The organism is Streptomyces sp. NPDC001407 (assembly GCF_042895325.1).
Lineage (GTDB): Bacteria > Actinomycetota > Actinomycetes > Streptomycetales > Streptomycetaceae > Streptomyces.
On sequence record NZ_JBIAWF010000019.1, the window covers coordinates 55,420 to 68,606 of the forward strand.

Consider the following 13,187-nt stretch of genomic DNA (forward strand, 5'->3'; position numbering starts at 1 on the left):
CTGTCACCCGCTCTGATCGTTCCGACGGTCGTCCCACATCTGTGGACCGGCCGCTCGTGACGACACTTGCGGGTGTAGCTCAGTAGTAGAGCGCCCTCTTTCCAAGAGGGAGGCGCAGTGTGCGATTCCTGTCACCCGCTCTGATCGTTCCGACGGTCGTCCCACATCTGTGGACCGGCCGCTCGTGACGACACTTGCGGGTGTAGCTCAGTAGTAGAGCGCCCCCTTTCCAAGGGGGAGGCGCAGTGTGCGATTCCTGTCACCCGCTCTCATCACGTACCGACCACTCCTGTGGTTCCGGTACAGTGGTGTTCGCACCGCCCGGTGAGAGCCGGTCGGCAGCATGCGGACGTAGCTCAGTTGGTAGAGCACCACCTTGCCAAGGTGGATGTCGCGAGTTCGAGTCTCGTCGTCCGCTCAGCGAACGAAGGCCCCGATCATGATGATCGGGGCCTTCGTCGTATCTCTGTTGTCTGTATCCCGTTGTGCGCGTCCCGCTGTCCGTATCCCGCGGTCCGCGTCTCGGTGTCCGTATCCCGCGGTCCGTATGCCGCCGTCCCGTACGGGTGCGTCCTCGAGTGCGTCCTCAACGCACGTTTCGCATGGGCTGCGGATGACATCCGTCATCGGAGGTCATGACAGCTCGCACTGCCTCCGCTCCGGATCCGGGGGGAGCCTTGAGACATGGACATCGGGGACAGTGTGATCGAGGTCACGGGGCTGCGGCGGCGCTACGGCCCGGTCGGTGACAAGGGGTTCGAGGCGGTGCGGGGCGTGTCCTTCACCGTGGGGCGCGGCGAGTTGTTCGCCCTGCTCGGCACCAACGGCGCGGGCAAGACCTCCACGGTCGAGCTGCTGGAGGGGCTGGCCCGGCCGAGCGGCGGCCAGGTGCGGGTGCTGGGCCACGATCCGTACGGGGAGCGCGGCGCGGTCCGGCCGCGGGTCGGGGTGATGCTCCAGGAGGGCGGCTTCCCCTCCGACCTGACGGTCACGGAGACCGTGCGGATGTGGGCGGGCTGCACCAGCGGGGCCCGGCCCGTCGCGGAGGCGCTCGGCCTGGTGGGCCTGGTGGAGCGCGGCGGTGTGCGGATCAAGCAGCTGTCCGGCGGTGAGCGGCGGCGGCTCGACCTCGCGCTGGCCCTGCTCGGCCGCCCCGAGGTCCTCTTCCTCGACGAGCCGACCACCGGTCTGGACCCCGAGGCCCGGCACACCACCTGGGAGTTGGTGCGCCGGCTGCGCGAGGAGGGCACGACCGTGCTGCTGACCACCCACTATCTGGAGGAGGCCGAGGCGTTGGCGGACCGGCTCGCGATCATGCGGGAGGGCCGGATCGTCGCGTCCGGGGCGCCCGGTGAGGTCATCGGCGCCTATCCGTCCCGGATCCGCTTCGCCATGCCGGTCGGCTGGTTCGTCGGTGATCTGCCGCCCCTGGCCGAGCTGGGCGTGATGCGGCACGAGGAGGCCGCGGGGCGGATAGAGCTCCAGACACGGGAGTTGCAGCGCACCTTGACCGGGCTGCTGCTCTGGGCGCGCGAGAAGGGCATAGAGCTGGAAGGGCTGGACGCGCGGACGGCCTCCCTGGAGGAGGCGTTCCTGGCCATAGCGGGCGGGGGCAAGGCCGCCGCGGGGGCCGATGCGGAGACGGGCGCGGCCGTCGGTGCGGGCGCCGGTGCGGGGAGGGGCGAGTGATGGCGACATCCACAGCGGCATCGAGGCCGGTGTCCACGCCGGTGTCGCGGGTGCTGGCGCTGGGGCGGGCGGAGCTGACCCTGCTCGGGCGGAGCAAGACCGCGCTGTATATGGGCCTGCTGATGCCGGCCGTCATGGTCTACGCGATGCACAACGCGACCGCCGGCGTCGATCTCGGCAAGACCGGCATGTCGGTCGCCGCGGTCTCGGTCACCGGGGGCTTCGGCTTCGTTCTCATCTTCGCCGTCTATCAGAACCTGGTCACCGCCTATGTCTCACGGCGCGAGGAGCTGGTGCTCAAGCGGCTCCGTACGGGCGAGGCGAGTGACATGGAGATCCTCGCGGGCACCGCGATACCCGCGGTGATCATCGCGCTCGCCCAGTGCGTGCTGCTGGTGGTGGCCGGAGTCGCCTGGCTGAAGCTGGGTGCGGTGGCCAGGCCCGAACTGCTCCTGGCCGGGCTGGTGTCGGGCATCGTCCTGTGCATCACGCTGGCCGCGGCCACCGCGGCCTGGGCCAAGTCGGTCGAGGGCGCACAGTTCGTGACCACCCCCATGTTCCTGATCTCCATGGCGGGTTCGGGGCTGGTCTTCCCCCTGGAGGCGATGCCGGACGCGATGGCGCAGGTATGCCGGCTGCTGCCGCTGACCCCGGCGATGGAGCTGATACGCGGCGGCTGGCTGGGCGGGCTGGACGCGGGCGGGGTGCTGCGGGCGCTGGTCACGGCTTTGATCTGGATCGCACTGGCCGTGTTTGCTGTACGGCGTTGGTTCCGGTGGGAGCCTCGGCGGTAGGCGGACCGCGAAGGCGGTGACGTAGGAGGGGGACGGGCGCATGAGCATCTGGGCACGGGCACGGGGCTGGCGGAGGCGCACCAGGGTCGCCAAGGTCGACAGCTACACGCGGTGGCTGCTGTATGTCCTGGTGTGCGCCTATCCCTTGCTGAACGGCGTGAGCGCGCTGTTCAGGAGCGAGTCGCTGCCCGCGCGGGTGATGGATGCCCTGTGCGTCGTCCAGGTGCTGCTGGGCGCGGCGGGGGGTGGGGCGCCGGGAGTGGGCGCACCGGAGGTCAGTGCACTGGGAGTCAGCGCACCGGGAGTCAGCGCACCGGGAGTCGGCGCGTCCCCGGGCCCGGCGGGCTCCGTCCCGGAGGAGGGGGGCCGTGCCGCCTCGGGTGGCAGCGGTGGCTCGGGGTCGCGGGGCGGGAGCGGTGGGCGCCCGGCGGTGGGCGCCGGTTCGTGGCTCGGAGGGGAAGCGTGACGGGCGGCATGGGTACGAGGGCCGTGGGTGGCGGGCCCGGAGCGGGGGGCGTCAACGAGGGGCGGCGCCCCGTACGGGTGATGCTGGCGGACGACGAGCATCTGATCCGGGGCGCGCTGGCCGCGTTGCTAGGGCTGGAGGACGATCTCCAGGTGGTCGCGGAGGCCGCTTCGGGGCCGGAGGCGTTGGCCATGGCCCGGGCCCAACGGCCGGACGTGGCCGTACTGGATCTCCAAATGCCAGGGGCGGACGGTGTGATGGTGGCCACATCCCTGCGGACCGAGGTGCCCGACTGCCGCACCATGATCGTGACCGGTCACGGGCGGCCGGGGCATCTGAAGCGGGCACTGGAGGCGGGGGTGCGGGGGTTCGTGCCGAAGACCGTCTCGGCGCAGCAGCTCGCCGAGATCATCCGGGCCGTGCACGGCGGAAGCCGTTATGTGGACCCGGAGTTGGCGGCGGACGCGATAAGCGCCGGGGACTCCCCGCTGACCGCGCGGGAGGCGGAGCTGCTGGAGCTGGCCGAGGACGGGGCGCCCGTCGCGGAGATCGCGGAGCGCGCCTCGCTGACGCCCGGGACGGTCCGGAACTACCTCTCGTCGGCCGTCGCGAAGCTCGGCGTCGAGAACCGTCACGCGGCCGCGCGCGTCGCACGTGCTCAGGGTTGGCTATAGTGGTGCACGCACCGCACGAGAGCGCGGCGCGAATGCGGACGTAGCTCAGTTGGTAGAGCACCACCTTGCCAAGGTGGATGTCGCGAGTTCGAGTCTCGTCGTCCGCTCAGCGAACGAAGGCCCTGGTCATGACGACCGGGGCCTTCGTCGTATCCGGGCCGTCCCGCATACGGCCTTCGTATCCAGGCCCGTGTGTCCGGCCCGTGTGTTCGGGCCCGGGCCGGTCAGCCTTCGGGGAAGCTCAGGCGGAAGCGGGCGCCGCCCGTCTCCGCGCGTTCCGCCGTCAGCTCGGCGCCGTGCGCGCGGGCGATCTGGCGGGCCATGGCGAGCCCGAGGCCGGAGCCGGGGAGGGCGCGGGCCTGCCGGGAGCGGTAGAAGCGGTCGAAGACGTAGGGCAGGTCCTCGGGGGCGATGCCGGGGCCGTGGTCGCGGACGGTGAGGTCGAGACCGTGGTCCGTGCGCGCCAGCCGCACCTCGACCATCGCGCCGGGCGGGCTGAACTTGGCCGCGTTGTCGAGCAGGTTGGACAGCAGCCGCGCGAGGCGGGCCGGGATGCCGGGGACGGTCACGGCGCCCGCCGAGTCCAGGTCGGCGGTGAAGGGCGTGCCGGGCCAGTGGCCGCGCGCGGCGGCCACACAGCGCTCGGCCAGCAGGTCCAGCCGGACCTGTTCGACGAGCTGCTGCGGTTCCTCGTCGCGGGCCAGCTCGATGAGGTCGTTGACCATGCCGGTGACCTCGCGGAGCTGGCGGCCGAGGGCGGCGGCGGCGCGGTCGCGCTGGGCAGGCGAGAGCCGTTCGGCGCGGGCGAGGAGCTCGGCGTTGGTGCGCAGCGCGGTCAGCGGGGTGCGCAGTTCGTGGGAGGCGTCGGCGACGAGCCGGCGCTGGGCGGCGACGGCCTCCTCCAGTTCGCCCAGCATGGTGTTGAAGCTGGTCGCCAGGCGGGTGATCTCGTCCTGGCGGCGAGCCTCGTAGGGCGGCAGGACGATGCGGTGGGCGGGGTCGCGGGTGGCGGCGATGCGTTCGGCGGTGGCCGTGAGCCGGGTCACGGGCCGCAGGGACGTACGGGACGCGAAGTAGCCGAGGCCCGCGGCGAGCAGCACCCCGGCGCCTCCGACACCGGCGAGGAGCAGCCCCGCCTGCCGCACGCCCTGGTCGACCGTGTCGGAGCGGACCGCGACCTGGAGGGCCCGGTCGTCCTTGAGGTGCGTGGTGAACATCCGCATGTCGCGGCCGTCGAGCTTGATGTTGCTGTAGAACTCCCCGAGCCTCCCGGCCGCGACGCGGCGCGTGGCCCCCGTCACCGGCAGCACGAGGCCGCCCTGGCCCGGCGCCGCGGGGTCGGCGCGGACCACCTGGGCGCAGGCGGGCGCGGCGAGCCAGTGGCACTCCCCGTAGAGGACCCCGGTGCTCCCCCGGCTCTGCTGGGTCATGATCCCGGCCTGCTGCTTGAGCTGGAGGTCGAGCTGGCGCACGAGCTCGTAGCGGATCACGACGTACGCGGCGGCGAGCACGCCGATGGCGACGACCGCGACGGCCGCCGACGTGACGAGCGCCAGCCGGGCGCGCAGGGGTCTGCGGCCGAGGAGGCGCGCGCGCAGTGCTCTCACCGTTCCGCCAGCCGGTAGCCGATGCCGTGCACGGTGTGGACGAGGCGGCGGGCGCCGCCCGCTTCCAGTTTCCGCCGGAGGTAACCGACGTAGACGGCAAGGGAATTGGAATCCGGTCCGAAATCGGTTCCCCAGACCCGTTCCTGGATGACCTCACGGGGCAGCACCTGGCCCGGGTGCCGCATCAGCACTTCGAGCAAGGCGAATTCGGTGCGGGTGAATTCGAGCGGATTGCCGCCGCGCCTGCCGGTGCGGGTCTGCGGGTCCACGACGAGATCGGCGAAGACCAACTCGTCGCTCTCCTCCGCCGGTTCGACGGGCGCCGCCCGGCGGAGCAGTGCCCGGAGCCGGGCGAGGAGCTCGTCCAGGGCGAAGGGTTTGACGAGATAGTCGTCGGCGCCCGCGTCCAGGCCCGCGACCCGGTCGGAGACGGCGTCGCGCGCGGTGAGGACGAGCACGGGCGTACGGTCGCCGACGCCGCGCAGCCTGCGGCACACGGCGAGGCCGTCGAGCACGGGCATGGCGAGGTCGAGGACGATGGCGGCGGGCGGGTCGGCCGCGACGGCGGACAGCGCCTCCAGGCCGTCCGCGGCGGAACGCACCGCATAGCCCTCCACGGTGAGGCCGTCGACGACGGCTGCTCTCACTTCGGGGTCGTCGTCGACGACGAGGACGCTCGTCTCGGCCATTTCGCCTCCGGCAGGGGTGCGCGTATCGATCACCTACCTTGTCAGAGGGTGTCTGAGAGGGCTCTTAGGACAGGTCCGTCCGGCGCCCGTGACCGCCGGGGACGCGGCCGGACTTAAAAGCCTCTTAGAGCGCGTCCGCACGCTGCCGGTCATGGCAAACGCATGCGACACCCTTTCCGTTGTCGTCGGTGCCGGTGGGACCGGGGGCCACATCTATCCGGGGCTCGCCGTCGCGGACGCGATCCAGCGGGCCGTGCCGGACGCGGTCATCAGTTTTGTCGGGACCGAGCGCGGGCTGGAGACCCGGCTGATCCCCCGGGCCGGATACCGGCTGCACACGGTCGACATGATCCCCTTCGACCGCTCGCTCGGCTCACGCCGCTTCCTGCTGCCCGCCGATCTGCTGCGCTCGGGGATGCAGGCACGCCGCGTGATCGAGGAACAGGGCGCGCACGTCGTCGTCGGCATGGGCGGCTATCCCAGCGCTCCCGCCGTGCTCGGGGCGCGGATGGCGGGGCGGCCCGCGCTCGTCCACGAGTCCAACGCGGTCCCGGGCCGCGCGAACCGGTTCGCCACCGCCCTCACCCCGCATGTCGCCCTCGCCTTCGACCGGACCCGCGACCACCTCGCGGCCCGCGCGGGCACCCGTGCCGAGACCGTGGGCATGCCGCTGGTCGGCGCGGTCGCCGGGCTGGACCGGGCGGCGCTGCGCGAGCCGGCCCGGCGGGCCTTCGGGGTGCCCGACGGCGCGCGGATGGTGCTGTTCAACGGCGGCAGCCTGGGCGCCGCGCGGCTGACCGAGGCCGCCGTCCGGCTGGCCGCGCGGTGGCGCGGACGGCCCGATGTCCACCTCGTGATCAAGACCGGCCCGCAGGCCCTGGAGGCGACCCGGGCCCGGCTGGCCGCCGACGGCGGCGACCGCGTCGCCACCGCCGTCGGCTACCTCGACCGGATGGACCTCGCCTACGCCGCCGCCGACCTCGTGGTGTGCCGCGCGGGTTCCGCGACGGTCGCGGAGCTCGCGACCGTACGGGTGCCCGCGGTGCTGGTCCCCTACCCCCACGCGCCCCACGACCACCAGACCCACAACGCCCGCGTGCTCTCCGACGCCGGTGCCGGGCTGCTGCTCCCCGACGCCGAGACGGACGGCGACCGGCTCGCGGAGCTGATCGAGCCGCTGCTCGCGGACCCGGCGCGGCTGGCCGCGATGAGCGCGGCGGCCGACCCCGGCACGCACGCCGTCGCCGCGGAGCTGATGGCGGCCTGGGTGCTGCGCCTCGCCGGGCACACCGCCGCCGTGCCCTCGGCGGGCGGCCCGGCCGGGCCGCTCGCCGCGTGATGACTTCCCGCATCCGAAAGGAACGCCTCATGACCACAAACCTCAACGCACAGAGCTGGCACGGCCGTACCGTCCTCGTCACCGGGGCCGAGGGGTTCATCGGCTCCACGCTCGTCGACCTGCTGGTGGAGCGGGGTGCGCGGGTCCGGGTGCTCGTGCACTACAAGCCGTACGCCGAGCGCGGCCACCTCGCCCGCTACCTCGGGCCCGGCTCGCCCGTGGAGACGCTCGCCGGTGACGTCCGCGACGCCGGGCGCGTGATGGACGCCGTCGCCGGGTGCGACACGGTATTCCACCTGGCGGCGCTGATCGGCATCCCGTACAGCTACGCGTCCCCGGAGGCATACGTCCAGACCAATGTGGCCGGTACGGAGAACGTCGCCGCCGCCTGCCGCCGGCATGGTGTGCGGCGCATGGTGCACACGTCCACCAGTGAGGTCTACGGGACCGCTCTCACCGCCCCCATCAGCGAGGACCACCCGCTTCAGCCGCAGTCCCCGTACTCCGCCTCGAAGATCGGCGCGGACATGCTCGCGCTGTCCTACGCGCACTCCTTCGAGCTGCCTGTCACCGTCGTGCGCCCCTTCAACACGTACGGGCCCCGGCAGTCCGCGCGGGCCGTCATCCCCACGATCCTCGCGCAGCTGCACTCCGGCGCCGACGAGATCCGGCTCGGATCCACGTCCCCGACGCGGGACTTCACGTATGTGACGGACACGGCGGAGGGCTTCCTCGCACTCGCCGAGTGCGACCGGGCGATCGGGCACGCGGTCAATCTCGGGACGGGGCGCGAGATCTCGATCGGCGATCTCGCGGAGTCCTTGATCCGGGCGTCGGGGCGCGAGGCGAAGGTCGTGGTCGACGAGGCGCGGCTGCGGCCGTCGGGGAGTGAGGTGGAGCGGCTGCTCTCCGACAACTCGCGGGCGCGGGAGTGGGCGGGCTGGGTGCCGTCGGTGGACCTGGAGGAGGGGCTGGCCCGGACGTCGGATTGGGTGCGGGAGAATTTGCGGCTCTTCGCGGCGGATCGCTATCAGGTCTGAGGGCGGGGGATTTCTTCCCCAGCCCCGCCCCTTCCCGAACTGGGGCTCGTGCCCCAGACCCCCGGCTATGGGCCGGTGGGCGCCTGCGGCGGGCTTTTTCCCCTACCCCGCCCCTTCCCGAAACTGGGGCTTCGCCCCAGACCCCTGACCGCGCTTCGCGCGGTGTCCTCAAACGCCGGACAGGCTGAATGTGCTGGCTACGGTCCGCACCAATCAGCCCGTCCGGCGTTTGAGGACGCGCCCGCAGGGCGCTCCCGCCGCAGGCGCGAACCGACCCGCAGCCGAGGGCCTGGGGTACGCGCCCCAGACGTACCCCACCGCCACTACACCCAGCTCAGCCCCGTCAACCGCTCATACGCCTCCACATACTTCGCCCGAGTCCGCTCCACGACCTCCAAAGGAAGCGGCGGGGGCGGGAGTTCGCCGTGGCGGTCCCAGCCGGAAGCCGGGGACGTCAGCCAGTCGCGGACGAACTGCTTGTCGAAGGACGGCTGGGCGCGGCCCGGCTGCCACTCGTCGGCGGGCCAGAAGCGGGAGGAGTCGGGGGTGAGGACCTCGTCGGCGAGGACCAGTTCGCCGTTGTCGAAGCCGAACTCGAACTTCGTGTCGGCGAGGATGATGCCGCGGTCCCGGGCGATGTCGCGGGCCCGGCCGTAGACGGCGAGCGTCGTCTGGCGCAGCTGCGCGGCGGTCTCCGCGCCGACCTGCCGGGCGACCTCCTCGTAGGAGACGTTCTCGTCGTGCTCGCCGACCTCCGCCTTCGTCGCGGGTGTGAAGATCGGGGACGGCAGCTCGGAGCCGTCGGTGAGGCCCTCGGGGAGGGCGAGCCCGCAGACGGTGCGGGTCTGCCGGTATTCGGCGAGGCCGGAGCCCGTCAGATAGCCGCGGGCCACGCACTCGACGGGGACCATGTCCAGGGACCGGCAGATCAGCGTCCGGCCCTCCCAGTCGGCGGGGGCGCCGGCGGGCAGCTCGGTGGACAGGACGTGGTTCGGTACGAGGTCGGTGAGCCGGTCGAACCACCACAGGGACAGCTGGGTGAGCACCCGTCCCTTGTCGGGGATCTCGGTGGGCAGCACCCAGTCGTAGGCCGACTGCCGGTCGGAGGCGACCATGACCAGCCGGCCGGCCTCGTCGCGGTAGAGGTCGCGGACCTTGCCCGTGTGCAGGTGCACAAGGCCGGGCACCTCGACCGGTTCGGGCTTCTCTACAAATCCGGACACGCGTCCTCCTGGTGGTTTGTCCAAGCACCACGATTCTGCCGTACGGCCGGACGCGCGGTCCGACGAGGGTCAGCAGCGCTTGCAGATGCGATCCAGGAGGTTGGCCGTGGCCCGCTGCACGCGGGCGTCCACATGGCCGGGCCGGTCCAGGGCCGGGGACCAGGCGAAGGTTCCGGAGGCGAAGACCAGGGCGCCGCTGGGGGCGCGGTAGAGCGAGGTCTCCTGGTGCCGCACGGCGCCCTCGGCGTCCTCGTACGGCGAGTGGGCCAGCAGGATGCGGCGGGTGTGCTGCGGCAGGGCCGTACGGGGGAAATAGCGGTCGGCCTCGCCCGCGACCAGGCCCGGGAGCTCGTCGCCCTCACCGGCGCCGGTGGCGTCCCACAGCCAGTGGCCGGCGTTGCGGACGACCATGGGGGACGGCTCGGGCACCCGGCCGCCGTACTGGATGCCCAGCAGCTGTTGTTCGGCGGGCGAGGCGTCGCGCCAGAGGGCGGAACTGCCCGGCCCGCGACGTTTTCGGCAGGTGAGCAGGCGGTCGGGGCCGGCGGGCGAGGGGGCCAGTTCGCACTGCCAGTACATGGTGTTCGCGGACAGGAACACCAGTGAGGTGCCGGAGTCGCGGGCCAGCTCGGCGGAGCGGCGCATGGCGGGCGACCAGTATTCGTCGTGGCCGGGGAAGACCAGGCCGCGGTAGCGCGAGGGGTCGACGCGGCCCGCGTGCAGGTCGCGGGTGTCGGCGTAGGCGAGGTCGTAGCCGTAGCGCTCGGCCCAGCGGATGAAGTCGTAGGCGTGCCCCACGTGGAGCGGCAGGCCGGCGCCCGCGAAGGGGCGGTCGAAGGAGACCGTGGTGGCCGCCTCGTCCTCGCCCAGCAGCCGCCCCTCCTCGTCCCACGCGTGGTAGAGGCTCGCGCCCGTGCGGCCGTCCTCGGGATAGAGGTTGTACGCCTGCCAGGTGATGTCGGGCAGGACGAGCAGCAGGTCGGCGGGGCGGCCGTCGCGGACCAGGAAGGGGATGTGGCTGCGGTGGCCGTCGGCGGTGGTCAGGACGGCCACATAGGCGCCGAGGCTCCAGTAGCCGGGGATCTGGAGGCGCCAGGACAGCCACCAGTGGTGGCAGGAGACCGTGCGGTCGACGGTGAGCGGCGGGGGCTGGACGATCCCCGACAGCCGGGGGCTGGTGGTGATCTTCGCGGCGCCGTCGCCCGCGTAGTGGCCGACGCGGTAGACGTCCACGCTGAACGGCTGCGGCGGGTCCACCGTGATGCGGAAGTCCATGGCCTCGCCGGGGGCGACGGCGCTGTTGGACGCGAAGCCCTTGATCTGCCGGCGCACGTCGTCGGCGGTGCGCGGCACGGGGACGCGGGAGCCGCGCCGCCGGTCGGGCACATGGCTCTCGGCGTACCAGGCGAGCAGCCGGCCCGACTCGTCGATGTAGGTCTCGCTGTCGCGCAGCCAGGGCAGCGGGCCCTGGCCGAAGGGGTCCGCGACGGCGTGTGCGAGCGCCCCCGACTCCCAGCGGCGGATCCGGTCCGTCCCCATCGCGCTCCCTCCCCGCGCTCCCGACGCGTACGCATTCCCGTCATCCGGCCCGGTGTCCCCCGGCGCGGCCGCACCCGTCGCCCCCAGCACACCACATGGAGCATCCGCACCGTCACGGTCTGTCGCACTTTTCGGTGGCGGGCGCCGGTCACACCGGCGGGCAGGGGGCGGCACGGGCCCTCACACCAGGCGGACCGGTTTTTCGGGTCGCACGCCGACCTCGCCCAGCCAGGCGCGCAGCGGCTCGGCGTCGCCGTCCTCGATCAGGCTCAGGACCGTGCGGGCCAGGTCGGCGCGGCGGGCGCCGCCGACCAGCAGGGCCGGGCCGTCCAGCCAGTCCAGGCCGGGGCGGGCGCCGGCGGTGTCGACGGCGGCACAGCACACCATGGCCGTCACATGGTCGGTGAGCAGCTCCCGGCCGCTGCGGGGCGGCTGGAGCGGGAAGAGCGGGGTGAGCCCGTCGAGCCAGGGCTCGGCCGCCGAGCCGAACGCGGCGCGGTCCACGGAGCTCTCCTCCAGGGCGGCCTCCCGGGCCACCTCGGTGCTCAGCCGCGCCTCCAGCTCCTCCGCGACCCCGGTGGCCGCCGGGCCGGTGAGGCGCTCCAGGACCCGGGCCACGGTGGGCGCGGCGGCACCCTCGGCCGGGCAGACGGGCGCGGGCAGGGCAGGCGGTGCGGCACGGGCGGGGACGGGAGCGGCGAGGCCGTCCGGGACAGGCGGCCCGTCCGCGGGTGCCGGATACGGGAGTGGGATGTCGTCCAGGACGCGGTGCAGGCGGGCCGCCTCCAGCCGCCACTTACGGTCCACGACCTCCTCCGGATACTGGCTCCAGGCGACCGGCGACCAATCGGGCCCCGCCATGGCGGGGCCGCCGTGGAAGAGGCGGGCGGCCAGCAGGGAGGCCGCCTCGTCCATCGCGCCGGGCTCCTCCAGCAGATCGCACGCGGGACGCTCGCCCAGCCGGGAGGTGAAGCCCTCGGCGAGGCGGTCGCGGCGGGAGAGCTCGGTGAGGGCGGAGACGACACCGGCGTCCAGCCGGGAGGGCCAGCGGCCCATGCGCCAGGCGGGGAGCGCGACGCGGTTCAGCAGCCGGTCCCAGCCGGCGTAGGCGAGGCCCACCTGCTCCTGGGCGACGACCCGCAGGCCGTAGTCCACGGCCTGGGCGCGCTCCGAGGCGGCGGCCGCAACGCCACGCTCCATCTCCGCGGCGTGGTTCCGGCAGGAGCGCAGCAGCAGCCGGGAGACGCCCCCGACGAAGGCGAGGGCCGGGCGCCCCGCGGCGACGGCCACGGCGGCGTCCAGGCCCCGGACGAAGCGGCGGGCCGCGGCTATGTCGGGGTGCGCGGAGGGGCCGGTGCCCGCGACGACCGGGGCCAGCAGGGCGCGCAGCTCGGCGACGCGCATCCACCACAGGAAGGGCGAGCCGATCACCAGCACCGGGGCGGCACCGGTGCGCCGCGAGACGCGCGGGACGGCGTGCGGGGGGCCGTGCGCGGGGTGCGTACGGTCCTCCAGCCAGCTGTCGCAGTCGGGGGTGAGGGCCATGGCGGAGGGCGCCGGGACGTCCAGCCGCTCGGCGAGGTCGCGGACCATCCGATAGAGATCGGGGGCCGTCTCCTCGGGGATCGGGACGGTGGGGCTCAGCGCGGGCCTGGCCCGGACGACCACGGTGCCGACGGCGGCCGCCAGCACCAGGGCCAGGACGGCCGCGCCGACGACGGCCCAGCGGGCCGCGCTCCAGCCGCCGCCGTCCGGGATGTGGCCCATGGCGACGCCCGCCAGCAGCACGACGGCCACGGCGGCCGGCAGGAGGGCGACGGCCAGCGCCGTGCTGCGGATGCGCAGCACCGCCAGGGCTCGGGCGCGTGCGACCAGCACGCCTGCTTCCGGACCTGCCACGAGACCGATCACCCCCTGTTGCCTTGTCCGGGCTCCGCCGAGGAGTGCGACAGCGGACGCAACGCGGAGTGCGTTGCCTATCCCCCCACTGTGGCACCGGCCACTGACACCGCAATGCCGGTGGGCCAGTTGCCGGATGCACTTGGCTTGCGCCGCACCCTAGTTGGGGGCGCCGCACGCGTCAGCCAGTTGGGCAACTGGTCACTCGATGGAATGGCTTTGGTCAAA

General features: G+C 73.3%; 11 protein-coding genes and 4 tRNA genes. 10 read left to right on the plus strand and 5 right to left on the minus strand.

The genetic code is table 11. The features are described from left to right. Positions 1–68 precede the first annotated feature (68 nt). From ACFY1P_RS24420 to ACFY1P_RS24455, 8 genes are all read left to right on the plus strand, one after another. Positions 69–140 (plus strand) — tRNA-Gly (locus tag ACFY1P_RS24420). A 56-nt stretch (positions 141–196) separates the two neighbouring features. Further along, positions 197–268: transfer RNA gene (locus ACFY1P_RS24425), tRNA-Gly, on the plus strand. 77 nt (positions 269–345) lie between these two features. Continuing rightward, positions 346–418, plus strand: a tRNA-Gly gene (locus ACFY1P_RS24430). Positions 419–684: 266 nt separating this feature from the next. Then, the gene (locus ACFY1P_RS24435; protein ID WP_390751874.1) at positions 685–1,689 is read left to right on the plus strand and encodes an ABC transporter ATP-binding protein; all 1,005 of its coding nucleotides are present in this window, start codon (positions 685–687) and stop codon (positions 1,687–1,689) included. After that, entirely contained in the window at positions 1,689–2,483 is a 795-nt protein-coding gene (locus ACFY1P_RS24440; RefSeq protein ID WP_390751875.1) for an ABC transporter permease, read from the plus strand. Before ACFY1P_RS24435 ends, ACFY1P_RS24440 begins: the two co-directional genes overlap by 1 nt. Positions 2,484–2,523: 40 nt before the next feature. Further along, positions 2,524–2,949, plus strand: a complete 426-nt coding sequence (locus ACFY1P_RS24445; RefSeq protein WP_390751876.1) for a hypothetical protein — start codon at positions 2,524–2,526, stop codon at positions 2,947–2,949. An 8-nt stretch (positions 2,950–2,957) separates the two neighbouring features. Then, positions 2,958–3,623, plus strand: coding sequence for a response regulator transcription factor (locus tag ACFY1P_RS24450; RefSeq protein ID WP_361527889.1), 666 nt, complete (start codon positions 2,958–2,960; stop codon positions 3,621–3,623). A gap of 34 nt (positions 3,624–3,657) precedes the next feature. Then, positions 3,658–3,730: transfer RNA gene (locus tag ACFY1P_RS24455), tRNA-Gly, on the plus strand. Between the two features lie 117 nt (positions 3,731–3,847). Here ACFY1P_RS24455 and ACFY1P_RS24460 read toward each other — a convergent pair. Further along, positions 3,848–5,230, minus strand: a complete 1,383-nt coding sequence (locus ACFY1P_RS24460) for a HAMP domain-containing sensor histidine kinase (RefSeq protein WP_361527891.1) — start codon at positions 5,228–5,230, stop codon at positions 3,848–3,850. Further along, positions 5,227–5,919, minus strand: a complete 693-nt coding sequence (locus tag ACFY1P_RS24465) for a response regulator transcription factor (RefSeq protein WP_361527893.1) — start codon at positions 5,917–5,919, stop codon at positions 5,227–5,229. Before ACFY1P_RS24465 ends, ACFY1P_RS24460 begins: the two co-directional genes overlap by 4 nt. A 151-nt stretch (positions 5,920–6,070) precedes the next feature. Here ACFY1P_RS24465 and ACFY1P_RS24470 point away from each other — a divergent pair, with 151 nt between their 5' ends. Further along, positions 6,071–7,258, plus strand: a complete 1,188-nt coding sequence (locus ACFY1P_RS24470) for a UDP-N-acetylglucosamine--N-acetylmuramyl-(pentapeptide) pyrophosphoryl-undecaprenol N-acetylglucosamine transferase (RefSeq protein ID WP_361527895.1) — start codon at positions 6,071–6,073, stop codon at positions 7,256–7,258. A 29-nt stretch (positions 7,259–7,287) separates the two neighbouring features. After that, positions 7,288–8,298 carry an SDR family NAD(P)-dependent oxidoreductase gene (locus ACFY1P_RS24475; protein ID WP_361527897.1) on the plus strand — a complete coding sequence of 337 codons (1,011 nt, stop codon included), beginning with the start codon at positions 7,288–7,290 and terminating at the stop codon, positions 8,296–8,298. Positions 8,299–8,621: 323 nt separating this feature from the next. Here the strand turns inward: ACFY1P_RS24475 and ACFY1P_RS24480 are convergent, their stop codons facing one another. From ACFY1P_RS24480 to ACFY1P_RS24490, 3 genes are all read right to left on the minus strand, one after another. Beyond that, on the minus strand, positions 8,622–9,521 hold the full coding sequence (locus ACFY1P_RS24480; RefSeq protein ID WP_361531352.1) for a phosphoribosylaminoimidazolesuccinocarboxamide synthase: 900 nt from the start codon (positions 9,519–9,521) through the stop codon (positions 8,622–8,624). 69 nt (positions 9,522–9,590) lie between these two features. Then, complete coding sequence (locus tag ACFY1P_RS24485) at positions 9,591–11,060, minus strand: N,N-dimethylformamidase beta subunit family domain-containing protein (protein WP_390751877.1); 1,470 nt, start codon at positions 11,058–11,060, stop codon at positions 9,591–9,593. Between the two features lie 180 nt (positions 11,061–11,240). Further along, the gene (locus ACFY1P_RS24490) at positions 11,241–12,938 is read right to left on the minus strand and encodes a hypothetical protein (RefSeq protein ID WP_390751878.1); all 1,698 of its coding nucleotides are present in this window, start codon (positions 12,936–12,938) and stop codon (positions 11,241–11,243) included. Between the last annotated feature and the right edge of the window lie 249 nt (positions 12,939–13,187).

Coding starts and splice junctions, on each gene's coding strand:
- ACFY1P_RS24475 (WP_361527897.1), top strand. CDS start 7,288: ATGACCACAAACCTCAACGCACAGAGCTGGCACGGCCGTACCGTCCTC.
- ACFY1P_RS24435 (WP_390751874.1), top strand. CDS start 685: ATGGACATCGGGGACAGTGTGATCGAGGTCACGGGGCTGCGGCGGCGC.
- ACFY1P_RS24445 (WP_390751876.1), top strand. CDS start 2,524: ATGAGCATCTGGGCACGGGCACGGGGCTGGCGGAGGCGCACCAGGGTC.
- ACFY1P_RS24465 (WP_361527893.1), bottom strand. CDS start 5,919: ATGGCCGAGACGAGCGTCCTCGTCGTCGACGACGACCCCGAAGTGAGA.
- ACFY1P_RS24485 (WP_390751877.1), bottom strand. CDS start 11,060: ATGGGGACGGACCGGATCCGCCGCTGGGAGTCGGGGGCGCTCGCACAC.
- ACFY1P_RS24440 (WP_390751875.1), top strand. CDS start 1,689: ATGGCGACATCCACAGCGGCATCGAGGCCGGTGTCCACGCCGGTGTCG.
- ACFY1P_RS24470 (WP_361527895.1), top strand. CDS start 6,071: ATGGCAAACGCATGCGACACCCTTTCCGTTGTCGTCGGTGCCGGTGGG.
- ACFY1P_RS24450 (WP_361527889.1), top strand. CDS start 2,958: ATGGGTACGAGGGCCGTGGGTGGCGGGCCCGGAGCGGGGGGCGTCAAC.